Here is a 22,980-nt window from a genome sequence, read left to right on the forward strand (position 1 = left end):
CCGTCAAACCTCCCTGGATGTTGTCAAGGAATAAAAACAGTCCATTAACGATGCCTCATTTTGCCCTGTGTGCCTCCGAAGTTCGTTTAGATCACCTTTGGCCACACAATAACCTTGATAAAGAAGAAAAAAGGAGTCACAGATCTTCTCGGCAGTATCCAGGACATGGGTTGAGAGCAATACCGCGGCACCACGCTCTCTCTCTTCTTCGAGCAGCAACAAAAGCTCCTTTGTAGCCAGAGGATCTAATCCGATAAACGGTTCATCAACGATATATAAATCCGGTTCCAACAAAAACCCAGCAATTAACATCACTTTTTGTTGCATCCCTTTGGAAAACAGTCGTGGGAGATGATGCACTACTTGTGATAGTTGAAAACGTTCCAATAATGTATAAGCTTTATCACGAAATATATCCTGCGGTATCTCATAGACGGATGCTGCCAATTCCAGGTGTTCCCATACCGTCAACTCATCGTAAAGAACAGGATGCTCCGGGACATAACTGTATCGCTTTTTCGGTCCTAACTGATTGATCTGTCCCTCCATGTGGTTGAGAAATCCCAATACAGCTTTCACCGTGGTACTTTTCCCTGAACCATTCGGACCAATGAGACCCATCATCTCTCCACTATGAAGAGTAAACTTGATATCATTTACAACACGGTTCCCCTTGGTATATCCTGCTTCGCTGATATCAACATCCAATATCTTCATATGTCTACATCCTCTCAATACTGTGAAGGAATTTATATGAATACTACACAATATGCTAATCTATTCTAAAATAAATCTCAAAAAAAAAAAGAAATCAGATGATGTTGTAGCAAGCCGGGGGAGTGATTGGGAAGCATCTTTCTCATTATCTTTGCAGTGTTCGAATATCCCGGATGATTTGATCGTAATCCGGTTGCAACCCGTTATAGTGGGACATGACCTTACCATCTTGATCGATGAGATAAAAACGAGTAGAGTGGCTGATCTGAGGAGGGCTTTCTTCTGAGGGGAATCCCTCTCTTTGCACGGGGTCTCCAAACGCTGCTTTCAGAAAGCGATGAAGTTGGGGTTCGCTATTATGGGTCAGGAAGTGCCAATTGGAAAAATCAACATGAAGATGGTTTCCATACTGTCTGAGACGGGACGGGGAATCAAACAGAGGATCTGCACTAAATGAAACGAGTTTTACATCTAAGTTTTCCTTTTGCAGACGTTTCTGAAGCCGTACCTTGTTAGCTGTCATGGGAGAAGCCACATCCGGACAACGGGTATAGATAATGTCTGCCAACCAGATGGACCCCTTCAAATCCTCTGTTCCAAAAGACACTCCGTTCTGGTCGATATAAGTGAATTCAGGGATTGGCGCACTATTCACTCCAATGGAGTCTGGATGAGGATGTAAGGGTTTGTTCCCCCAATCCAACCCACCATAAACCATCAGCAGCGCTGTGGCTGCTACAATGGTAAGGATTTTTCCCCTGGAAAAGCCTATCACGGGATCTCCTCCTTTCAGCAACCCAACCTTCCTCTTCCTCTGATATATGTAGGCGCGTCCAATATATGACAATCTTTTTTCTTTATGTATAATCCAGACCACCAGAAAGGAAACTTAAGGAAGAGATCAAACGTAAAGGAGGAAAAATGGATGCCCACTAGAGATGAACGTCGTCGTAGCCCAATGGTGGAGCCTGAGGTACAAGAGGAACAGGAAAACAATCCGTCCCGCCATGTGAAGGGAGATGAAGAAGAGGTTCCTTTCCCCGAAACAGCTCCGGGACAACACCCGCCAACTGAACGGTAAGAATGAGTCAACCGCCCCGCGGGGGGCGGTTGATTAGGATCATCAAAGGAGTCTTATTTTCGTGAAAAAGCAACTATCTGAACAGAAATTATTCTTAAGCAAATTTCTGCAATCCCCTCAGAATATCGGCTCGGTGATCCCCAGTTCACGGTTTTTGGTTCGTGCCATGTTAAAACCTGTCGCTTGGGAACATGTTCGCTCCCTAGTGGAATTGGGAGCGGGTACCGGCGTATTGACCCGTCACTTCAGCCAGCGAATCCATCCCGATTGTCTCGTGTCGGTGTTTGAACAGGATGATGAACTGCGCAAAGCCTTACAACGTGAATTCCCTCAATATCACCATTATGCCCAAGCGGAATCACTCCGCACGGTTCTTCAATCGCAAGGGGTGCATTCGGTGGATTGCATTCTGTCCAGCCTCCCTTTCGCTGTTTTCTCTGCCAGAAAACGCAACCATATTTTGAAGCAAGTCCACCAAACGCTGAAAAAAGAGGGTATGTTTCTTACCTACCAATATTCCTTGCAGTTGAAAAAGGAACTGAAACAATGGTTTCATGTGCAGAAAATCACTTTTGTACCGTTAAACATTCCCTGCGCCTTTGTTTATCTTTGCAAAAAAACTTAAAAAGATGCTTTTGTTTGCTCCATTACGGCCTCTTTCCAGGCCCGGATCAAACGACAGGTTACCGGACCGGGCACTCCATGCCCTACAGATTGTCCATTTACCTGTACACATGGAAAGACACCCAGGGAGGAATTCGTCAAGAAAACCTCATCCGCCTGATGCAGTTCTTCCGGTTCCAGCCGACTTTCTTCCACCGTCAGCCCCAATTGGTGGGCCGTTTGAATCACCCACGCCCGAACAATACCGGGTAAGGGACCCCGGTTGAGTGCTGGGGTTCGGATCACCCCATCTCTCACAAGAAAAAGATTGGAAGATGCCCCCTCACACAGATCACCCTCCACCGTCCGCAGAATCGCTTCCTGTACTCCTTTTTTTTCCGCATCATCTCTTGCCATGATGTTGTCCAGAAATTGGAGAGACTTTGTTCCTGAAGTCGGTGACAAGGGGTTGCAAATGGGATAAGATACGATTGCCCGAATTCCTTGATCATAGAGGTTGGTTTTTAACGGAAGTTCTCTGGCTTCCACCCAGTAACATGGCTGATCCAGTTGTTTCAGGGGGACTGCAAATCCTCCGTTTCCGCGAGTCAGAGTCAACCGAAGATAGCCGCTCTTTACTTGATTCCACCGGATCGCCTCCCGGATGGCTCGTTTAAATTCCTGTTCATCAGGGATGTGGGTAAACCGGAGCTTTTCAGCGCTTTGAACCAATCGGACCAGATGTTCATTCAAAAAAAGGGGAATCCCTTTTTCCACCCGAAAGGTCTCAAATAAGCCGTCACCAAAGAGTGCCCCCCGATTACGACTGGAAATCCGGGCCTCTTGTTCCTCATACACTTCTCCATTCACAATCCATTTCATATTTGTTTGCCCCCTGAAATCCAACGTCGAATCGCTCTTTCCATTCCGCGCCCTTTGGCTACCGTTTCCTCATATTCCATCCAGGCGTCGGAATCCGCCACAATTCCTCCCCCTACATGATAAGACAAAACCCCTGTCTCTTCCCCGATCCAAGTCATTGTGCGAATTGCAATATTCCACTCCGCCGTACCTCTTGTATCCACATATCCGATGGAACCGGTATAAAACCCTCGTCGTTCATTTTCCACTTCATGAATCACCTGCATCGATCGAAGCTTGGGAGCACCGGTGATTGACCCTCCGGGAAAAACAGAACGCAGCACGATACCTGCTGTTGTCCCTTTTGGAAGTTCCCCCGTCACTGTCGCCATCTGATGCCAAACCGTCGGGTGAGGATGAATGGTAAACAGCTCTGAAACGCTTACCGACCCCGATTTACAAAACTTCCCAAAGTCATTCCGCTCCAAATCCACAATCATGACCAACTCCGCCTGATCCTTTTCACTTGCAGCCAACTCGTTCCGATACTGTTCATCTTGTTCCGGTGTCTCCCCACGAGGACGGGTCCCCTTGATCGGACGGGTTTCAATGTATCCACCTTCCCAGCGTAAAAACTGTTCCGGCGAAGATGACAGAACTGCAAAACCCGGAAAACGCAAAAAAGCCCCATAAGCTCCGGGATTGGCCTCCCGAAGCATCCGGTACAGCGCACCAGGATGCCCTTTGACCTTTCCTTCCATTCGATAGGACAGATTCGCCTGATAAATGTCTCCCCGACGAATATACTCTTGTACACGGAATACGCGACGCATGTACTCCTCCCGTCCAATTTCGGAAACCATGGGTTGGATCAGTTCCCCATCCATTTTTAATATGTTTTTCGTCTCTTTTTTGGCTGTGATTTGATCAACCACCGTTTCCAGCTCTCGCTCAGGCTCTCCCTCTTCACGAAGTGTAACCGCGACCCAAGTCATCCCTGTCTCGGCATCTGTTACCACAACATTCCCTGGAACCATCAGAACGCCATCCGGAAGCGCAAACCTTCTTGGCTTTGGCGGGGCAATCGTTTCCAGATCCCAAGCCAACTCATATCCCAGAGCACCGAGTATCCCTGTGAGAAAAGGTGGTGCGTCAGTGGGCAGATCCGGTTTGGGAAGTTTCTCAAGTACAGAATCCAACACCTGAAATACATCTACACGATCCCCATGATAAAATGTCTCTTTCCACACCGGGTTCCAAGCGAGAATGGTATATCGTCCCCGACCGCAACTATCCAGAAGAATCGTCTCTCCTCCAGCGGTTAGTCGCGGCTCTTCCTCCACCAAATCCACTTGTTGATTCAGACGCATCCACGCCGTTTTCATCGATGTCACCTCAGTTTATCATTCCTTTATTTTTGCACGAGGTATGAAGGGTATGAGCTCAAAAAATCTCCCGATATGGAATGGGGTCTTTTGCACCCGCTTCAGCAAAGCCCTTGAGACGCAAACGGCAACTGTCACAGATTCCACAAGCGGTCTTACCTCCCTGATAGCAAGAGGTCGTCAGATGATAAGGGACTTTCAGACGAAGGCCTTCCCGAATGGTCTCCGCTTTGGAAAGATAGATTAAGGGCGCTTCCAACCGGAGGGGCTTTCCCGACACTCCGGCTTTTGTCGCCCGATTCATCGTCTCCTCCATACTCCGAATAAACTCCGGCCGACAATCCGGATAACCGCTGTAATCCACCGCAGAAACTCCAATATAGACAGCTTCCGCTTCAATCACCTCCGCATATGCAACAGCCAGAGACAGAAAGATCAAGTTTCGGGCCGGCACATAGGTTACCGGGATGCTCCCCTCTGCCTCAGGAGTGGTCGGTACATCCTTCGTTTGATCCGTCAGAGCGCTGCCACCGATCTGTTGAAGAAAAGCGACATCCACGATCCGATGCTCGCTCACCTTGTAGTAATCCGCCACCCTTCGGGCCTGTTCCACCTCCCGACTGTGACGCTGTCCATAGTGAAAGGTTAGGGGATACAGCTCATATCCCGCTTCCTGCGCGATTCCCATACAGGTGGTACTATCCAATCCTCCGCTTAAAACGATCACTGCTCGTTGCTTCATCTTTTTACACTCCCCTTTTCTCTGGGTCCCAAATCCATTTATGTAGTTGCAGGTTCAGTCTCACCTGGGGAAGGGGCGTTTCCAACATCCACTTTACCAAGAGGCTTGGAGAAAGCGTTTCAAACACCGGACTAAATAAAATCTGTCCCTTTTGATAAAAGGTCTCCAGCGTGCGAACAGCACACTGAAAATCCTCTTGGTCTCCGATCACAAATTTCACTTCATCCCGATCTGTCAAAAACCTGAAGTTCTCATGGATCATCCGGTGTTCTTCCCCAGACGCCGGCAGTTTGTAATCCATGATAAACCGGATCTTTTCCCGTAAATGGTCCTGCTTCTGCCGCAAACGATGAAAAGGACCCAGGTCAATGGCCCCGTTGGTTTCAACATGGACGTCTGTCACTTCATCCCGATCGGCCAATGCCAATAACAGTGCCGCTGATTTCTCCTGATGCATCAAAGGCTCCCCACCTGTCAGGCAAATCCTTTGACTGGAGTATTGATTTACCCGGTCGACAATTTCTTCGATCGTTGCTTCAAATTCTGGACGGGCAGGGGCATAGCTGTATGGAGTATCACACCAACTGCACCGCAGATTACAATGAAACACCCGAACAAATACGGTGGGATACCCTGCCGCTGTCCCTTCCCCTTCCACGGTTTCAAAAATTTCCACCATGGGGATCGTCCATTTTCGATAATGATCCGCTTCCAACACTCCCCAATCATGCATCGGAATCACCCGCTTCCATCCAGGTCCGCTTGATGGTAACCCGACTGGTCGGGGTTTCAAACAGGGTTAATTCCTCCAAGCGGTGACCCTGACTGGACCAACCTTCCCGATCCATCCAAGCCTCCAACTGCTCCCAGATCCAAACCACCATGTTTTCCGCGGACGTATTCATATTGGGGAGAACTTCATTCAGATATCGATGATCCAGCCGGGATTCAATCTCTTCTTTAAACATTCGCTTCACTTCACCAAAATCAACGACAATTCCAATCTCATTGACAAAACCACTAATCGTGATCAATAACCGATAGGTGTGACCATGCAAATTTTTGCATTTTCCATCATACAAGTGCAAATGGTGGGCGGCATCAAAAGTAAATTCTTTGGTCACCGCCACCCGCTTTCGATGATAGCGAAGCTCGTCCCGATGGATATCCACCCCAAGCCGCTCCACCTGATCTGGTATTTTAAATTCCATTAAAAAAACCCCTTTCCATCAAGGGGACATAAAAACAACTCCCGGAGACAAGACGTCCGTCATTGTTCACCGTTATGTTGGTATATGCCATACAGTCCCCTAGTGTTGTTTTAAGAGTGGTGGGTTTTCGACACTCTTCACATTCAAATGTTGTTTCCAGTTTAACATATTCTGTCGTTGAAATGGACATTATCATCCACAGTATGGCCCGGTTTTTGCTCATTATGTTTCCTTTGCAAATGCTCCCAAGGAAACCAATGGAATCACCTTTTTATAAAAACCTGCAATATCTTGGTAATGCTTGTTGCCGTTAAGACTTGTTTGATACTCATGACCACAGATATATCTTCGACTGATATGCTTCAGTACGGGTTTCGACATAGTCAATAAAGAACTCCCATCGCTTTGGAAATCCAAAAAATTAAGACGTTTGTAAAGGGGAATGCCTGCTTGGTTTTTTCTATATTTCGCCGGAGTCATTCTAAAAATCTTGCAAAAGACCGGGTAAATGCCTCTTGTGAATGATATTGATAAGCTACAGCGATATCAAGGATTCGTTCTTCTGATTGTGTCAATTTTTTTGCGGCTTCACTCAGTCGTCTCTTTCGAATATAACTTTGGACCGAAAAACCACTGATTGCTTGAAATAATCGTTGGAAGTAAAAAGGGGAAAATCCGGCCTCCTTCGCTATTTCTTGAATTGTCAGTGGTTCTTTCAACTTATTTTCGATCAAATCTACCGCAGCTTGGATGCGTATATAAACATTCAAACTCCATACTCACCCCCCTTTTTTCATCATATAGCAAAGATCAGGATTTTTTTTGATCCTCTGTGCTATTGTTTATATCTCCTTCACAGTTATTGACGGAGTGGAACTGGGAATATATAAACGCAAATCCAGGGAATGAAGCACGGATGTCTTCATCCCTGGATTCAGAACCATTGACACTAACATTTTGCAGCCAACGAAGAGTGGTGAATTGAATCATTCCATGTGTCATTAAATTGATGCTTAATTTTCTTTTGTTAAGTACTCGCTGATATCGATTCCCAGAGCATCAGCGAGTCGTTGACCGTACTCCCGATCCGCCCGGTAAAAGTTGCAAATCGCCAGCATTTGTGTCTTTTCATTTGTTTTCTTCAGGTCATTGGCAAGATTCCTAATCAAGTGATTCTGTTCCGATTCACTGAAAGAACGCCAGAGTTCGCCCGCTTGGGTAAAATCGTCCGTTTTATGGAACTTGCGACGACCGGTGACACCTGAAATGGGGGTCTCACTTTCCCGATATGCAGGATCTTCTTTGGGAGAATCCTCAAAGCGGTTGGGTTCATAATTGACAGGAGAAAAGTCGGTTCGGGCTTGCATATTTCCATCCCTTTGATAATTTCTTACTGGTGCATAAGGACAATTGATCGGCAGATTCAAATAGTTGGGTCCAATTCGATGGCGTTGGGTGTCCGGATAAGAAAACAGCCGGCCTTGCAAGAGTTTATCCTCGGAAGGTTCAATCCCCGGAACAACGGCACTGGGAGAGAACGCAGACTGCTCCACTTCCGCAAAATAGTTTTTCGGATTGCGGTTTAATGTCATCCGACCCACCCGTTGCAACGGATACTCATCTTCCGGCCACCTTTTGGTCGGATCGAGAGGGTCCCATTCAAAGCGATCCATATCTTCCGGAGGCATCAATTGCACATAGAGATCCCACTCCGGGAACTCTCCTTTATCAATATGTTCGTAAAGATCCCTGGTCGCATGTTGGAAATCCTTCCCTTGTACCCGCTCCACTTCTTCAGCAGTCAGGTTTTTTACACCTTGAAGTGGCTTCCAATGATATTTTACATAGATAACCTTTCCATCTGCATTGACCCATTTGAAAGCATGAACGCCGAACCCTTCCATTTGCCGATAGTTGGCGGGGGTTCCGTAATCGGAAAACACCCACGTCATCATATGGGTAGACTCCGGGGAAAGCGTCATAAAGTCCCAATAACGATCCGGGTCCTGAATATTGGTATCTGGGGCAGGCTTCAGAGAATGGACCATATCAGGAAATTTAATGGCATCCCGAATAAAGAAGACAGGCAGATGATTGCCAACCAAGTCATAATTCCCTTCCTCTGTATAAAACTTGACAGCAAACCCCCTCGGATCGCGGGCTGTTTCCGGGGAACCCGCCGGGTGAATCACTGTAGAAAAGCGGACAAAAACGGGGGTTTCTTTTCCTTCTTTCGCAAGGAACAGAGCTTTTGTGTAATCCTTCATACTGTTAGTCACTTTAAAAATCCCATGTGCTCCTGCTCCACGGGCATGGACAACCCGTTCCGGAACCCGTTCCCGATCAAAGTGAGCGATTTTTTCAATGAGATGGTAATCCTCCAACAGTGTGGGACCTCTTGATCCGGCGGTACGGGAATTCTGATTATCACCAACGGGAACACCCTGGTTAGTCGTTAAACGTTTATGATCCATGATACTCCACCTTTATTGATAATTATTTTGCATTGATAATTAATCTCTTTTTATAATAATTATAAATAAGGGTGGTGTCAATCACTTTTTTCTTCTCCAATTGCTCCAAATTGAAAAGGGAGTCGTGTTCGCTGTATAGATCTCCTTTCAATGAAACGATCGACTGACTGCCTTTCGCCATTGCAAGAAGATGGATAACAAAACACGGACTCCCATTGGGTGAGCACCTGTAAGAGTAACAACTTTTGCAGAAACATTCTTTTCCAACCAACTAGTGGAGGGAAACCCTGTTTCCCCATCCTTGAAAACTTGAGGATTGTTATTCACTACCATTCATCGTCATCCCAAATGTGTCTTTGAACCGTCGGCGTAATCCGCGATGGTAACTGTCGCTTACAATCCCTTTGCTTCCCCTCAGAATTTCACGTACATAATGCTCTGGTGGAGCAATCTCTTTTTTCTTATCTATCACAACAAAGGTCAACACATTTTCTACCGTTTTTCCATCGATGATAACAGGAACCCAAGCCGGACGATAAACGTTGTGATCCACTCCTTCTCTCCAAAAAAGATACTCCAACCCTTGTTGTTCAACTTCATATACTTTCCCCTCTACCCTATCTCCTGGTTGTTCCACAATATCTGCACGTCCACCATCGGGACGAGGCAGAGTAAACCGCAAGGCATATCCATGAAGGATTCCCCGACCCAGCACCTGTTGGAAAACGTCTCCCACACCATGGGAAAGAAAGCGCTGATGATCCATACAGGAACCATATGCAAAATACAGCCAACGATTTTGCCGTTTGAGATCCCGTGCTTTCCAGTCACCGTACGGGACGGTTTTCATCGATCGTTGTCGGGGGCGAGCATAGAGATAAACATCCGACTCTACACTGCCATGATCCGTTTGTACAGATAAACGGACCCGTCGATATTGATCCGGGAAATCCGGATCTTCCGGTCGGAATCCCTCCAACTCATCCAACCGGGACAAGGTCTCCCGGTTTACCCGGTACAACTCCCCATAAACCCGTCTCTCTCCCGGAACAGAGAGTCCCGGATATCCCTGTAGGGTATCAAATAATTCCCCTTTGATCCAAGCCTGCATCGCCTCCGGTTTCGACTGAGCGAGCAAGGAGTGATACTTCTCTCCCCGCCGCAGGGAACCATATACAAACACCCGATGTTTTACTTCGTGCAAACCGGTCTCCCCTTCCTTCAAACATGAATCAAGATCAATCCTATAAAATTTATTACCAATATTTTATGCGATCATTTGCTTCAGAGAGCAAACAGCCATCCAACTCCTCCGGAATTTATGCGTTCCTTTGCTCCCAGAAACCTCCACAGAGTGCTACACTATCCGAAAAAATAAAACCCCATATTGACTCTACAGGGATCTGGATACATATTCATCCCCTTTCCTATCCTAAAATAACAGCAATAATCAGAATGATATCAAAATACGGGATAAAGATCCCGTGAGACTGCTGACAAAAATAATAAGAAGGGGATATCCGGTGGAGCATCCTTTTCCGACAACTCAGCGGAACCCCTGGAGGTCCCAACCGTTTAGCGGACAAGCTGCTTTTCCTTTTGTCCGCTGGTTGGGACCGGAGGGGGTGAAGCGGACTCCTTCCTCTTCGTTGCTGGAGGAAAGAGATGCGGAGACGGCAATCCCCTCTCCCAGACTTTGTCATGAACCTCACGGGATAAAGTATCCCGTTTTTCTTACAACCTCCAAGGTAATGTCCTTGGTTGTCCGTCCTCCTCCGACTCCTCAGAACCCTCTGTACGCTTTTGATACCTTTCATAGGATTCAATCGCCCCTTGAACATCTTCCCAATACCTTGTCCCCTTGGCCAGTTCCACCAATATTTCGATCAATTTATCTTCCGGTCGCTCATCATCCTGAGGAGACTTACACAGTTTTTGGGCTTCATCGACCAGTGAAGCGATCCGTTCTTTTTTTCCCATGTGACAACCTCCAACTCCCAAGTGATAGAAATTACGTATATATACAATTCCGACTTAAAAACCCATAAGGAATCTCAGCCGTGCAACGTTTCAAAATCCATTATACAAGCTGAGACTTCTTCAGGAAATTATTCTTTGATGTAAAACGAAAAAACCCCGGCTCAAAAGCCGGGGCGGCAAAAGACAACGGGATCTTTCAGTAATACGGAGAGATCAGAATATACACCAATACCCCTGTAATGCTGACATAAAGCCAGAGAGGCATCGTCCAACGAGCAATTTTACGATGTTTCTCCACTTTCATACTCAATCCCCGGAAGAAGGAAACCAATGCCAGGGGAACAATCATCGCTGCCAGTACTATATGGGTGATTAAAATGAAATAGTAAATGATCGCCAGCACACCATCCCCGCCATAGCTGGTGGAGGGGGCCATGGAATGATAGTACAGATATGAGATCAAAAACAGAAACGTGGATGCAAACGCTGCATAAATAAACCTTCGATGAAGCGTAATGTTCTTTCGACGGATAAAGAAGAGCGCTCCCAAAAGAAACAATGTGGTAAACGAGTTAAAGATGGCATTCAGTCGAGGGAGAAAAACCAATGTTTCATGATCAACGGTCTGATCCTTCGGCATCACATACAAAACGGCTACAATGGCGACAATCAGAATGGAAAGCCCCGTCACCCAGGGAGTGTAATGGATATTTCTCTCCGGTCCATATTCTGATGATCGATTATTCTTTTCCATAAAAAATCACCCTGACACTCATGTTCTCATTCCTGTCATCAGTATAGCATGCCCTGTTTCTACACCCAAAACAGAAATCAACAAAAGCGTGGCAATACGATATATATGAGTTTCTCTTGAGAAGGGAAATTCTAATAAAACATTATTTTCAATTCAAAATATATAATAAGACTTATTGACGCTAAGAAAATATTGTTATAAAAGTAGATATGCATTGTTACTAAAGAATGGAAGGAGGTAATTGACAATCTATAAAAAACAAGCCCTGCTAATCACCCTTTGCACTCTGGGATTCACACTTTTTTCCCTTATTTTCTTCTTCCGTTTTTTTCAATTTTATACCATCAAGGGAGAGAGTATGAGTCCATCTTTACATAATGAAAGAACTTATTTGATGGAAAGAGGTCCGCTTCAACCAAACCGTGGAGATATTATTATTTTTAATGATAAAGAAGCACAAATCGCTTATGTCAAAAGGGTGATTGCTCTACAGGGAGAACAAATCCAAATTAAGAATGGCAACGTCTTTATTAATGGAGAAAAACTATATGAACCCTATCGAGCTACAGATGAACAAATAGACTTTGGGCCGTTCCAAGTTCCAAAAAACCATGTATTCGTTCTAGGTGATAATCGATCAAAAAGTACTGATAGTCGCCAATTTGGTCCCATCTCCTTGCAACAGATTCGTGGAAAGATTGTGGGTTATGAATAAGTACAATGAGGAGGTTGTTTAGATGAATCCTTATTACAATACGACAGACGATTCCACAAATCCTTGGCTCTCCATATGGATTCAACCCAAGGAGACAATTCGTGAACTTCTTCACAAACAATCGAAATTGCCCATAATATTAGCCCTTCTTTTCGGTATCATCATGATTTTGGACCATATGTCCAATAGAGATTGGGGAGACTCTGTCCCGTTATTTTTTATTTTCTTTAGCACCTTCATTTTGGGTCCAATAATCGGTTTTGTAGGTTGGTTTGTAGCCAGTGGAGTTTTTTTTGGTCTCGCTCGATTGTTTGGCGGAACTGCTACTTTCCTTGAAACAAGATTAGCCGTTGCTTGGGCAACCATTCCCTATGTATTAAAAGGAACGTTATGGATTCCACAACTATTCATCTTTGGACGTGAAATGTTTACATCAGATACTCCCGTTATGGACAGTAGTTTGATTCTGATTCTACTATTCTTTTTATTTAGTTTGCTTGAATTGGTGATTCTCATTTGGCACGTAATTATCTTATCCCATGCTATAGGAGAGGTTCATCAAATTTCAGCTTGGAAAGGCTTTGCGTCCGTAGTCACTGTCCCTGTCTCATTCTTTCTCGTTTTATTGATTCTTAGTGGGCTACTATATGCGTGAGGTTCAAATATGAAACAATCTTATCGACATTTTTTAAACCGGCGAGGCGCTTCTACTCTTGAGTATGTGATTATACTCGTTGCTGCAATGATCTTGGCTACCCTCTTATATAACATGGTCTCAGGTGATGAAGTCAAAGGAAAAATCCTAACGGCGATCGAAAATGCTATTAATGGAAAGAGCTCAGGAGAAACCAACGAACCTCATAAAGACAAAGCATCACCAACAAAAAAGCCAGATAAGAAAAAGAAAGCATATTCAAAAAAATCAAATCCTTCATGGGAAAATAGACTCAAACAAAAATATAAGAAATACGAGGAATATATAAAATGTAGCAGAGCATTCCGTGGCGATATAGTCAGTTATTGGACATGTCTAAATCAAGACGATATTGATAAAGATATCAAGGATTTTACTGAAGATCCTAAGGGGTATATAAATGATGTTTTAGGCTTGGATGATCTAAAAGAATCTGTGAACAAGCTTGCAAATGTCAATTATAAAGAGCAATTAAAGCAGGTATGGAATAACCCAGGCGGGTATCTGAAACGGAAAGGTGACTTTTTAAAACAGAAGTGGAAGGCATTTAATCAAGACCCCATGGGTCATGCCAGCACTTTCGTAGCTGAAATTAGCGGGTGGAATGACGCTATAGCCTGGTGGACGGGAATTGACCCCCAAACGGGGGAAAAGCTTAGAATCCCAAATCGTCTGTTTCGACTTGGTACGGCGATACCTTTCTACACAAAGGCAGGTAAAGTTGCATCAAAAGCTACAGATCGGGATGTACTCGATTTTCTTCATGACTTTGCATGTGCCAAAGGAAAAAACTCTTGTTCTAAACCAGATCTTAAAACGCATTCTAGTAATGATACGAACTTTGATTATGATCCAAATAAAGTTAAAAAGCAACTCGATCCTGAAATGGGAAAAGTAAGTGAAGTTACGAAAACATATAAAAGGGACACAAAAAAATATAAAACAGGAGATGAAGTTCTCAAAAGAAGAAAGATTGTCAATTGGGAAGGTAAAAAGAAATCCATATTTAACGGTGATAAAGACAAGGTGGATATACAAACAGAAGATGGAAAGAAGTTCTCCGTTCCCTTTAAGAATGGCTTCCCCAATTTTGATAAATGGTCAGCGATTGAGCTTAAGTTGCCGGAAGAGACATGGTTTAAATCAGACGTTGTTCAGTTTAGGGCACTAAATAGGAAAGTTTATCAACGTGCCCAGTCAGACCCCAACCTGAAAGAACAATTTACAGATGAAGAATTGGAAAAGTTAAAGAACGGCGAGAATATTAATAGGTTCACTTGGCACCATCATCAACAACCTGGTAAAATGCAGTTAGTTTTAAGAGATGTACATGGACAAGTAAGACATACTGGTGGTCGAGAGATTTGGGGAGGAGGAGAAGAGGGACGAACCGGAAAGTTAGATCCCAGTTAAAAGGAGGATCAAACAATGGAATGGAGAAAAAATGAAACACCCGCAAATTCATCCATAATCAGAGATATTGAACAAAAGCTGGGGATTTGCTTCCCAGCCGATTACTTGCAAGTAGTTAAAGACTCTCATGGAAAACAACCCACTCCAAATGTTATCGACTTTGGAGGGCTTCAAGAAAAAGTTTTTGGAAGTTTATTATCTTTTGAAGAAGGATGCCCTGTTAATTTATGGTTTACTTATAAGTCAGTAAAAGATGTATTACCTAAAAAAGTGATCCCTTTTGGATGTGACCCTTTCGGTAACCTATATTGTTTTGATTATAGGAAGAGTGAAGACCCCACCATTGTCTACTGGTATCACGAAGCAGATCGGATTACTAAAGTATGTGATACCTTTACCGAGTTGGAAGGGATGTTCTACGAACCAGAGGGTATTGAAGAAGAAGTGGAAAAAGTCTTGAGACTGATGGAAGAAAATGAAAAGAATAACTTCGATTCTAAATAACTAAAAAACCATCTTTTGATAGGCAGAGACTGTTGACAACGTATCCAGGTCAGCAGTCTTTTTATATTAAAATAAGAAATTAAAATACAATATTTTCCCTCTTTTCCATACTCCCATCTATCTTATAAAATTAACTTTTTAAGGTATACGAAGGAGGATCAAACAATGGAATGGAGAAAAAATAAAACGCCTGCAAATTCATCCGTGACGAAGGAGATTGAATAGCTGGACAGGTGGAGGAAAATAGAAAAAACGACTGGGAACTTACTGACAAAAAAAGGGTCTAGACTGCTGACTTACATATGTGATAAGCAGTCTCAACCCATTCCATTGATAGGTGACTATTTCTTTTTCTCTTGGTCCTTCTCTTCTTCCTTGATGACTGGATAGGCATAGCCTTCCAACTGAGTCGCTTTCTTGGTGAGCTTATACGGAAGCTTTTGGTCGTCTGCTTTAAATTTGGCTTCGCCAGCCGGAGGAATCCCAGGGACCAAGTAATCGCTGAGTACAGCGACCAGTTTTCCCTTCTCATCTTTCATTGCTGTCGTGACAAGAACGCTTTCCACTTGTTTATCATTTGGGTTTTTTACCGTCCCTTTGACAATGGTAGATTTCTTTTTCTTATCTTTCGTTTTCTTTAATGACTCCGTCTCCAGTTTCATTTGTGAGATATAGGCTGGATGAACCTCTGCCTCCACCGCTACATCCTTCAGATCTTTTGTTGATTTTGCCTTTTTAATCTGAACTGTTCCCCCCACATAGGCCGATTCACCAGGCTGGATAATTCGGGGGACCACAGCCAGGATCTCTTCTTTCGCCAGCAAATGGTCCTTTTTCCCCATAAATTTCAGTTGAACGGAATCAAATTGAAGCGGTTTTTCACCTGTGTTTTTGATTTCCGCTGCCCCGTGAACCATCACTTTCCCATCTGATGTTTCCCACGATGTAGAAACCGTTGTATCTTTGATTTTCAGTTCTTCTTTATGTTCTTCCTTTTTTGCTTTTACCTGTGATTCTTCTTTTTTTTGTGCTGAATCGCCTTCCGTTGAACAACCTGTGACAATCAATGTCAGCACGGTCATCAAACCGACGCCCACCCGACTCCATTTATGGACTCCCACGTTTTTTCCTCCTTCTCACACGGAATGCAGATTTATCTTATCATATCTCCCCGTTCGAACAAGGAAAAAATATTCCTTTTACAGCCAATGACGGGAAAATGGTTATTCCAACCCATTAGGACTTCAAGTTCGGGGAGAAGTCTGATGTCCTCGATAAAAAATAGTTGCATAGGCAACTTTTCATTGATATACTCCTATTTAGTTGCAAACACAACTATCAACCGAACGGATCGCAATTGAAAAGAGGGAATAAATTGGAATCAATTGGGAAGTGGATTTCCACAATTCATCGTTATGCACATATGTATTTTGCGCAAGAATCCGAAGGGCTGGGCATCTGTGGTGGACAATTCATGTTTCTCAAATTTTTATACCATCAAGATGGGGTTTCCCAGGAGTATATTTCCAAACAGTTGCTGATTGATAAAGGAACGACTGCAAGAGCGATCCAAAACCTTGAGAAGTTGGGTTATGTCATTCGAAAAAAATCACAAACAGACCGACGCCAAAATGTTGTTTTTCTTACAGAGAAAGCACATGGTATCAAAGCAGAAGTCATGGACAAATTCTCACGTTGGACAGAGATTTTAACCAAAGATTTTTCCCAAGAGGAAACGGAAATCATTCTACAACTGCTTCACAAAATGGCTCATAATGCAATGGAACATATTCAGCAAAAGGAGAACTGTAACAGATGAAAACGAACCAAACCAGTGCACAGCTCGGTGCAGAAAAGATTCCCAGGCTGATCATGAAACTATCCGTTCCCGCATTTATCGGAATGTTTGTCATGGCACTTTATAATGTGGTTGATACCATCTTTATTGCGCGAGGTGTCGGCACCATAGGAGTGGCAGGTTTGTCCATCGCCTTTCCGATTCAGATCATCATCAGTGCGTTTGCAATGGCTGTCGGGATCGGTGGAGCTTCCATTGTATCCATTAAGCTGGGAGCAAAACGGAAAGATGAAGCGAATGAAGTCTTTGGGCATCTCGTATGGTTAGTGGTTGTCTTAAGTATCGCGACAATCGTCATTTCTCTGTTGTTTCTGGAACCATTACTCCGTCTGTTTGGAGCAACGGAAGCCATCTTGCCTTATGCCAGTGATTATTTATCGGTGATCCTCATCGGCTCACTGTTCCTATCTTTTGCAATGTCCACAAACAATGTTGTACGAGCTGAAGGAAATGCAAAAATGGCCATGTGGACCATGGTGGTATCCGCGGGGATCAACTTGGTATTGGACCCGATTTTTATATTCGGTCTTAATATGGGAATCCAAGGGGCGGCCATCGCGACCGTTATTGCTCAAGCTTGCTCAGCATTATGGATATATGCTTACTTTAAAAGTGGAAGAAGTACACTTACATTGAAGTGGATTGGTCTGATTCCCAACATACAGGTTCTCAAAGAGATTATCAGCATTGGAACGTCAACGTTTGTTCGTCAAGTATCATCCAGCCTCATGTTTGTTGTTGTTAACTGGATGTTAATCATGTATGGTAGCGAGATGCACGTTGCCATCTTTGGGATTATTAATCGGATCTTAATGTTTGCACTGATGCCGATCTTTGGAGTGGTACAAGGGATTCAACCCATTGTGGGTTACAATTATGGTGCTCAATTGTATGAACGTGTAGGAAATACCATTAAGTTAGGCTTTATGATTGCTACCTTGATGTCTACCATCGCCTGGCTTACTGTTCTTTTGTTCCCGCAGTTCTTGATTCATATATTTTCAACGGATCAAAAAGTGATTGAAGAAGGCGCATCTGCCTTGCGTACCATCTTAGTGATCGCACCGACGATCGGCTTTCAAATGGTATCAGGCGGAATCTATCAGGCATTGGGGAAGGCCAGGAAAGCTTTCATCTTATCGATTGCCCGTCAGCTATTGTTCCTCATTCCCATTGTCCTCTTATTGCCGATGATCTTTGATTTACCCGGTGTGTGGGCAGCATTTCCCATTGCCGACGGTTTGGCGTTTCTTTTGTCATTGATGATTATTTGGAAGGATCGGGAAAGGCTTTTTTCAAGAAAAGATTCCATTCCTGCAACGGGTACCATATAATATCCAACGACACCTGGCATGAAAAAACAGCCTCGAATTCTTTCTGAGGCTGTTTTTTCGATTCAGGCCAAACGAACCAACTGCCGGCCACGAATCCCCCCCTTTAGTATTGTGGATAAAGCATCTGGAAGCTCCTCCAAGGTCACTTCTTCCATCACGATTTGATCCAGAACGCCTTCCGGTTTCAAATCGGTGGCTAGACGGTTCCACACTTTTTGTCGGTATGTATGGCTAACATGGGCGGAGTCGATTCCAAGGAGGTTGATCCCGCGGAGGATAAAGGGAAACACGGTAGAAGAAAATGCAGGCCCCCCGGCCAAGCCGCTGAGAGCTACAGAGCCTCCCCATTTCATGGTGCTGAGAAGATAGGAAAGGGTTTCTCCTCCCACAGGGTCCACGGCACCGGCCCAACGCATTTTTAGAAGAGGACGCTTCTTGGGATTGGACAATGTTTCTCTGGAAAGGATCTCATCCGCTCCCAACCGGCGAAGATAATCATGGGCAGTATCTTTGCCTGTTCCGCAAGCCACCGTATAGCCCCGTTTGGCCAACATGGTTACAGCTGTGCTGCCCACTCCCCCGGTCGCTCCTGTTACAATCACAGGTCCCTTCTCCGGTGTTAAACCGTTTTCCTCCATTCGCTGAATGGACATGGCAGCGGTAAAACCGGCCGTCCCCAGGATCATCGATTCTTTTAAGCTTAATCCTTTGGGCAAGGGAATCACCCAATCCCCTGGAACACGAGCCATTTCACTGAATCCGCCACAGTGGGACACCCCCAGTTGAGCGCTGGCTACAATGACTTCGTCCCCTTCCTTGAAACGGGAATCCTCAGAATGAATAATCGTTCCTGCCAAATCAATCCCTGGGATCATGGGATACGATTCCACAATCCTCCCGTCAGGCGTTCCGGCCAGACCATCCTTATAGTTTACAGCGGACCAAGCCACACGAACCATGACATCCCCAGGAGGAAGATCATCCAGAGTCAACTCTTTCAGTTCAAGAGAAAATGTAGCATCGGACTGATCCACAACCAGTGCACGGAAGGATTCACTCACGTTTTTTCCTCTCCTTTGCATCCATTTACCTCGATCTTATCATGATTTCACCCCATTCGTCACAAAAGCGTCAATAAAGAGATTTTTCTTATCAAAAACATCTCCATCCGTCCTATGTTAATCTGTGGTAAGATGATATGGAAATTGACGGATATTGACCAGTCATAGTGGGAACCGTGTTTAGCCACACTTCAGATACCATCCATCCAGGAAAAGATGGACGGTCCGCTCCAAATCCTTCAGGAAAATTTTTCTCTCCTCAGTTACTGGATCATCAACCGTTCTGTTTAAAATGAACTAAACGAGGGATGGAACAATGAAGATTCACATCAGTCACAAGGCGGCTGCACGTCTGCAAACATTACTTAGTCATGAAAACTCCGCTCAACTCGCTGTCAGAGTGGTTCCGCTCACTTCCGGGTGTAGCACTCCCTCTTTTGCCCTGGAGCTCACAAAGATTCGGCAGGGATTTATTACCCAGGAAAGCAAGGGTGTCTGTTTTGCCTGTCCTCGACAGGAAGCGGAGTGGATGGACGGGATGGTGATTGACTGGGATCAGGAGTCTGATAAATTTTCTGTTTATCACCCAAACCCTCCTTTTCTGAACGATTGCCAACGAACCGATGATCAGTGAGCGAAAAAACCGTCCACCCCTTCAGCCTCTCGGTTCCCCTGCATCAATATGGGTTAAACAGACGCGTTGCATTTGCTGTGGTCTGTGTGGCTACTTCCAACAGGGATGCCTGTCTGACTTGGGAAACCGCTTCCGCCACACGGCGAACCGCTGCTGGATCAGACGGAGCCCCACGAAAAGGTCCTCCATACCTCCAAGGCGCATCCGTCTCTAACAGAAGGGACGAAATCGGAATTCCCCTGACCCATCTCCGATCCCGATCTCGATAACAGACTTCCGGTGTAACAGAAACCATATAACCCGCGTCCGCAATTTTATACAATATTCTCTCCGGCGCTTTGATCCAGTGAAACACAGCCCTTTGCACCCGATGGGCACAAAGCATTTGAAAAGCCTCCTCTGCCCGGTGGTGCACCGCATGAAGCAAAACGGGCAAATCCATCTCCACTGCAAGTTGTAGAAATTGTTCCAACACCCCGCGAAATTCCGAATCGGCAGGTTCTTTTCGTTTCTCGACAGCCAACGAATACCAGGGCAATCCCACTTCTCCCACTCCCGACAACAACGCTCGATGTTCCCGAATCAGCCCAAGGATCCCGTTCACTTCTTCCCAGTTCACTGTTTGCTCCGGATGAAAACCAAAAGCGATATCCAGGAAATCTGGAAATCGTTGTTTCGCCCGAATCAATGCATTGCATGAAGCGATACCCGTTCCCACCCCCACAACTTTCATCACTCCAGCTTTTTTAGACCGAGCAACGATGGCATCCCATTCGCCCTCTGGAAACTGGTCCCAATGAACATGGGTATCCACCAACCGAATCATACCCTTCTTCCCTTTCATACTCCCCTCACCACCCGTCGTTTCAGTTCATGATCCAGAATCCTGATTTTTGGATCATCAAAGGCAACAGCCTGACCCTCCATTCGCTCCAACCTTTGCAGACGAATTTCCACATCACTCATCAATGCCGTTAGATCAATTCCCATAGAATCACCAGGGTAAGAACGAAGCTTGTCCAACGCTGCCCGAAACAGCTTGCGTGCTCCATTCATATTTTCCTGGTGATAATGGTATAAACCCACCGCCACTTGTAAAATCCCCTGGATCAATGGCTCCCTGCCTTCCTCCATCCATAATTCCTCCAACACCTCATGGCATTCATAATAATCACGGTCAACATTAAAATAGCGAAGAAATTGAATGAATAACGGAGAATAGCGACAATCATACATGGACATCTCCCCATCCCTCCTGTTTTCCCAGTCCATTTTGACAGGGTTGGGTATTTCTGTTCCATTCCTTTAAAATAGTAGAGAGACCATTCGAAAGGAGCCAACACATGAACCTGAATGAACCCACCCGCGAAAATCTGAACTTCCTACTTCAGGAAATCAAAAACCGTTTAAATTTGGTGAATGCCTCCGCCATCCAGCCAGAGGATTACAGCCTGGAAGATTACGACGAAGTCCGGGATCTGTATGAAATGATGAAAAAAAAGCAAGGTAAACTGACGATGATGGAGTTAGAAGGCATTTTGGAAGAGCTGGGTGAATTGCGCAAACGCTAACTTCGCCGGAAGTACAAAAACCGCCGATACAGGCGGTTTTTATGTTGAAAAGAGAACACCCAATTCCGCAGGAATCGGCACGCTTTTCCGCGTCTCTAGATCAATGGTCACACTGATGACTTCCGCATCAGCCACACGTTCTCCCGCTTCATTTACAATGACGTGCTTCAGTGTATAACTGGTACGTCCTTTTTTTACCGGTTGGGTATAAATCGTTAAATGCTCGCCTAGGCGAGCTTCTTTTCGATAATTGATATTAATATTGACGGTAACGGTACCGATGTTCATCTCCGTCAATCGATCAAAAGGCAATTCCGCTTTGTTATACCAATCTTCTCTGCCCCACTCCATGTATTCCAGATATTTGGCATTGTTCACATGACCCATCACATCAATTTCTGTTGGACGAACTTCAATCTCAATGAATGTTTCCATCGGGCCTCTCCTTCAAGCAATGATTTTCGCATATTTTACCATGGTTTGGTGAAGACTGCCAGTATACAAAGGAAAAAACAACTCGCGAACTTACACTGCGAAAAAATTGGTATAGACTCCAAAAAAGACGTCTGAGAAAAAAATTAAGCGAAAAACAGCTATATTTCCGCTTATACTTTGATATTACCTATTGACAACAAAATAAAACGCGTTATCTTTGATATAGGAGGAAATTACTCCTCAATCCTTCGCTTTACTAATTACCAAAAAGGAGGCCCGAAAATGAAAAAACAGCTGTTTTCTCTATCCAAAGGTCGAGGAAAGGAGGAACTGCCTGTACCTGCAGGGATCATCCCTCATTTCCTGTTGAAAAAAAGAAAGAAAAAAGAGGCCAGCCTGTTTAATGGGCCCGCCCAAGAAAAAAACATTCACTGATCACGAAAGATAAAGACTCACTTATACTGTAACATGAAATGCTTACTTTGCCAAAATAGGCCCTGGGGTTCCAGGGCCTTATTGCTTGATAGAAAGATCACATCACTGTACTGTGATGGGTCTGAAAAAACGGCGAACCTGTTCTTCCACAATCAAGCCCTGTAACAACGACCTTTAAGTAAACACCCTTTCTCAGGTTTATATACCCCAGAAAACATACCTTCCTTTCTTCCCTCTTTATCGATGATTATTGATTGATGAATAGAAAATGAACCCTCTTTAGGAAATGCGAGCGGAAATCCTCCCCATTTCAATGGGTAGATAAAAGCGAGCGCACCACGGGTGACCGAAGGAAATGCCTGTGGTGCACTTCCTTCGGTCGCACCACGGGCACTTCCTCCGGTCGTCGGACGAGGGGGGGTACCCCCCCTCGTCCGACAATTTTTGGTATACTTGAAGTACGAACGAAAACTCGTTAAACGATTTGTATCTTGAAAACCGAATCGTATGGGGTTGTG

Annotated in this window: 29 protein-coding genes; 11 read left to right on the forward strand and 18 right to left on the reverse strand. The window is 44.7% G+C overall.

Annotated elements, in window-relative coordinates; translation table 11 throughout:
• Positions 1 to 3: 3 nt before the first annotated feature.
• Positions 4 to 717: an ABC transporter ATP-binding protein gene (locus FN782_RS10225; protein WP_142505696.1), complete on the reverse strand. Its 714-nt coding sequence runs from the start codon at positions 715 to 717 to the stop codon at positions 4 to 6.
• A 145-nt stretch (positions 718 to 862) separates the two neighbouring features.
• Positions 863 to 1,492: an SCO family protein gene (locus FN782_RS10230; protein WP_142505697.1), complete on the reverse strand. Its 630-nt coding sequence runs from the start codon at positions 1,490 to 1,492 to the stop codon at positions 863 to 865.
• A 150-nt stretch (positions 1,493 to 1,642) separates the two neighbouring features.
• Here FN782_RS10230 and FN782_RS16845 point away from each other — a divergent pair, with 150 nt between their 5' ends.
• Positions 1,643 to 1,798 (forward strand): hypothetical protein, encoded by a 156-nt coding sequence (locus FN782_RS16845; protein ID WP_185956206.1) that lies wholly within the window; start codon positions 1,643 to 1,645, stop codon positions 1,796 to 1,798.
• 61 nt (positions 1,799 to 1,859) lie between these two features.
• Complete coding sequence (locus FN782_RS10235) at positions 1,860 to 2,423, forward strand: class I SAM-dependent methyltransferase (protein ID WP_142505698.1); 564 nt, start codon at positions 1,860 to 1,862, stop codon at positions 2,421 to 2,423.
• On the opposite strand, the gene FN782_RS10240 is transcribed toward FN782_RS10235, so the two are convergent.
• The 11 genes from FN782_RS10240 to FN782_RS10285 all read right to left on the reverse strand — a co-directional run bounded on the left by FN782_RS10240 (position 2,420) and on the right by FN782_RS10285 (position 11,808).
• Complete coding sequence (locus FN782_RS10240) at positions 2,420 to 3,283, reverse strand: aminotransferase class IV (protein WP_142505699.1); 864 nt, start codon at positions 3,281 to 3,283, stop codon at positions 2,420 to 2,422. The genes FN782_RS10235 and FN782_RS10240 overlap by 4 nt on opposite strands.
• The gene (gene pabB / locus FN782_RS10245) at positions 3,280 to 4,647 is read right to left on the reverse strand and encodes an aminodeoxychorismate synthase component I (protein WP_142505700.1); all 1,368 of its coding nucleotides are present in this window, start codon (positions 4,645 to 4,647) and stop codon (positions 3,280 to 3,282) included. The genes FN782_RS10240 and pabB overlap by 4 nt, the downstream gene beginning before the upstream one ends.
• Before the next feature lie 58 nt (positions 4,648 to 4,705).
• Positions 4,706 to 5,389, reverse strand: coding sequence for a 7-cyano-7-deazaguanine synthase QueC (gene queC, locus FN782_RS10250; protein ID WP_142505701.1), 684 nt, complete (start codon positions 5,387 to 5,389; stop codon positions 4,706 to 4,708).
• Positions 5,390 to 5,393: 4 nt separating this feature from the next.
• Positions 5,394 to 6,122: a radical SAM protein gene (locus FN782_RS10255; RefSeq protein WP_142505808.1), complete on the reverse strand. Its 729-nt coding sequence runs from the start codon at positions 6,120 to 6,122 to the stop codon at positions 5,394 to 5,396.
• A complete protein-coding gene (gene queD, locus FN782_RS10260) occupies positions 6,115 to 6,600 on the reverse strand; it encodes a 6-carboxytetrahydropterin synthase QueD (protein WP_142505702.1) in 486 nt (161 codons plus the stop codon). The genes FN782_RS10255 and queD overlap by 8 nt, the downstream gene beginning before the upstream one ends.
• Positions 6,601 to 6,822: 222 nt before the next feature.
• A complete protein-coding gene (locus FN782_RS16850; protein WP_185956207.1) occupies positions 6,823 to 6,981 on the reverse strand; it encodes a hypothetical protein in 159 nt (52 codons plus the stop codon).
• Between the two features lie 95 nt (positions 6,982 to 7,076).
• Positions 7,077 to 7,370 (reverse strand): helix-turn-helix domain-containing protein, encoded by a 294-nt coding sequence (locus FN782_RS10265; protein WP_142505703.1) that lies wholly within the window; start codon positions 7,368 to 7,370, stop codon positions 7,077 to 7,079.
• 243 nt (positions 7,371 to 7,613) lie between these two features.
• On the reverse strand, positions 7,614 to 9,074 hold the full coding sequence (locus FN782_RS10270) for a catalase (RefSeq protein ID WP_425462703.1): 1,461 nt from the start codon (positions 9,072 to 9,074) through the stop codon (positions 7,614 to 7,616).
• Between the two features lie 319 nt (positions 9,075 to 9,393).
• A complete protein-coding gene (locus FN782_RS10275; protein WP_185956209.1) occupies positions 9,394 to 10,278 on the reverse strand; it encodes a gamma-glutamylcyclotransferase family protein in 885 nt (294 codons plus the stop codon).
• Between the two features lie 530 nt (positions 10,279 to 10,808).
• Positions 10,809 to 11,054: a hypothetical protein gene (locus FN782_RS10280; RefSeq protein WP_142505706.1), complete on the reverse strand. Its 246-nt coding sequence runs from the start codon at positions 11,052 to 11,054 to the stop codon at positions 10,809 to 10,811.
• 196 nt (positions 11,055 to 11,250) lie between these two features.
• Positions 11,251 to 11,808: a DUF420 domain-containing protein gene (locus FN782_RS10285; RefSeq protein ID WP_142505707.1), complete on the reverse strand. Its 558-nt coding sequence runs from the start codon at positions 11,806 to 11,808 to the stop codon at positions 11,251 to 11,253.
• A gap of 241 nt (positions 11,809 to 12,049) precedes the next feature.
• Between FN782_RS10285 and lepB the strand changes: the two genes are divergently transcribed.
• The 4 genes from lepB to FN782_RS10305 are packed head-to-tail and all read left to right on the forward strand — an operon-like array spanning position 12,050 to position 15,134.
• Positions 12,050 to 12,523, forward strand: coding sequence for a signal peptidase I (gene lepB / locus FN782_RS10290; RefSeq protein WP_142505708.1), 474 nt, complete (start codon positions 12,050 to 12,052; stop codon positions 12,521 to 12,523).
• Between the two features lie 22 nt (positions 12,524 to 12,545).
• Positions 12,546 to 13,178: a Yip1 family protein gene (locus tag FN782_RS10295; protein ID WP_142505709.1), complete on the forward strand. Its 633-nt coding sequence runs from the start codon at positions 12,546 to 12,548 to the stop codon at positions 13,176 to 13,178.
• 9 nt (positions 13,179 to 13,187) lie between these two features.
• Positions 13,188 to 14,630 (forward strand): DUF4244 domain-containing protein, encoded by a 1,443-nt coding sequence (locus FN782_RS10300; protein ID WP_142505710.1) that lies wholly within the window; start codon positions 13,188 to 13,190, stop codon positions 14,628 to 14,630.
• Positions 14,631 to 14,645: 15 nt separating this feature from the next.
• Positions 14,646 to 15,134: an SMI1/KNR4 family protein gene (locus FN782_RS10305; protein WP_142505711.1), complete on the forward strand. Its 489-nt coding sequence runs from the start codon at positions 14,646 to 14,648 to the stop codon at positions 15,132 to 15,134.
• Positions 15,135 to 15,475: 341 nt separating this feature from the next.
• Here FN782_RS10305 and FN782_RS10310 read toward each other — a convergent pair whose 3' ends face one another.
• The gene (locus tag FN782_RS10310) at positions 15,476 to 16,255 is read right to left on the reverse strand and encodes an FxLYD domain-containing protein (RefSeq protein ID WP_142505712.1); all 780 of its coding nucleotides are present in this window, start codon (positions 16,253 to 16,255) and stop codon (positions 15,476 to 15,478) included.
• 254 nt (positions 16,256 to 16,509) lie between these two features.
• On the opposite strand from FN782_RS10310, the gene FN782_RS10315 reads away from it, so the two are divergent.
• Together FN782_RS10315 and FN782_RS10320 are read left to right on the forward strand one after the other, a co-directional pair.
• Entirely contained in the window at positions 16,510 to 16,953 is a 444-nt protein-coding gene (locus FN782_RS10315) for a MarR family winged helix-turn-helix transcriptional regulator (protein ID WP_221930175.1), read from the forward strand.
• Positions 16,950 to 18,326: an MATE family efflux transporter gene (locus tag FN782_RS10320; RefSeq protein ID WP_142505714.1), complete on the forward strand. Its 1,377-nt coding sequence runs from the start codon at positions 16,950 to 16,952 to the stop codon at positions 18,324 to 18,326. The genes FN782_RS10315 and FN782_RS10320 overlap by 4 nt, the downstream gene beginning before the upstream one ends.
• 62 nt (positions 18,327 to 18,388) lie before the next feature.
• Here FN782_RS10320 and FN782_RS10325 read toward each other — a convergent pair whose 3' ends face one another.
• Positions 18,389 to 19,387 (reverse strand): acrylyl-CoA reductase family protein, encoded by a 999-nt coding sequence (locus tag FN782_RS10325; RefSeq protein WP_246064922.1) that lies wholly within the window; start codon positions 19,385 to 19,387, stop codon positions 18,389 to 18,391.
• A 316-nt stretch (positions 19,388 to 19,703) separates the two neighbouring features.
• Between FN782_RS10325 and FN782_RS10330 the strand changes: the two genes are divergently transcribed.
• A complete protein-coding gene (locus FN782_RS10330) occupies positions 19,704 to 20,021 on the forward strand; it encodes an iron-sulfur cluster biosynthesis family protein (RefSeq protein ID WP_142505716.1) in 318 nt (105 codons plus the stop codon).
• 43 nt (positions 20,022 to 20,064) lie between these two features.
• Here FN782_RS10330 and FN782_RS10335 read toward each other — a convergent pair whose 3' ends face one another.
• Both FN782_RS10335 and FN782_RS10340 read right to left on the reverse strand, forming a co-directional pair.
• Positions 20,065 to 20,865 (reverse strand): TatD family hydrolase, encoded by an 801-nt coding sequence (locus FN782_RS10335; RefSeq protein ID WP_142505717.1) that lies wholly within the window; start codon positions 20,863 to 20,865, stop codon positions 20,065 to 20,067.
• The gene (locus tag FN782_RS10340) at positions 20,862 to 21,263 is read right to left on the reverse strand and encodes a DUF309 domain-containing protein (RefSeq protein WP_246064923.1); all 402 of its coding nucleotides are present in this window, start codon (positions 21,261 to 21,263) and stop codon (positions 20,862 to 20,864) included. The genes FN782_RS10335 and FN782_RS10340 overlap by 4 nt, the downstream gene beginning before the upstream one ends.
• 101 nt (positions 21,264 to 21,364) lie before the next feature.
• Between FN782_RS10340 and FN782_RS10345 the strand changes: the two genes are divergently transcribed.
• Positions 21,365 to 21,592: a DUF1128 domain-containing protein gene (locus FN782_RS10345; protein WP_142505718.1), complete on the forward strand. Its 228-nt coding sequence runs from the start codon at positions 21,365 to 21,367 to the stop codon at positions 21,590 to 21,592.
• A gap of 39 nt (positions 21,593 to 21,631) precedes the next feature.
• Here the strand turns inward: FN782_RS10345 and FN782_RS10350 are convergent, their stop codons facing one another.
• On the reverse strand, positions 21,632 to 22,027 hold the full coding sequence (locus tag FN782_RS10350) for an acyl-CoA thioesterase (RefSeq protein ID WP_142505719.1): 396 nt from the start codon (positions 22,025 to 22,027) through the stop codon (positions 21,632 to 21,634).
• 282 nt (positions 22,028 to 22,309) lie between these two features.
• Here FN782_RS10350 and FN782_RS16860 point away from each other — a divergent pair, with 282 nt between their 5' ends.
• The gene (locus tag FN782_RS16860; RefSeq protein WP_185956211.1) at positions 22,310 to 22,462 is read left to right on the forward strand and encodes a hypothetical protein; all 153 of its coding nucleotides are present in this window, start codon (positions 22,310 to 22,312) and stop codon (positions 22,460 to 22,462) included.
• Positions 22,463 to 22,980 lie beyond the last annotated feature (518 nt).

The sequence above is a fragment of the Melghirimyces algeriensis genome (assembly GCF_900182565.1).
GTDB classification, from domain to species: domain Bacteria; phylum Bacillota; class Bacilli; order Thermoactinomycetales; family DSM-45169; genus Melghirimyces; species Melghirimyces algeriensis.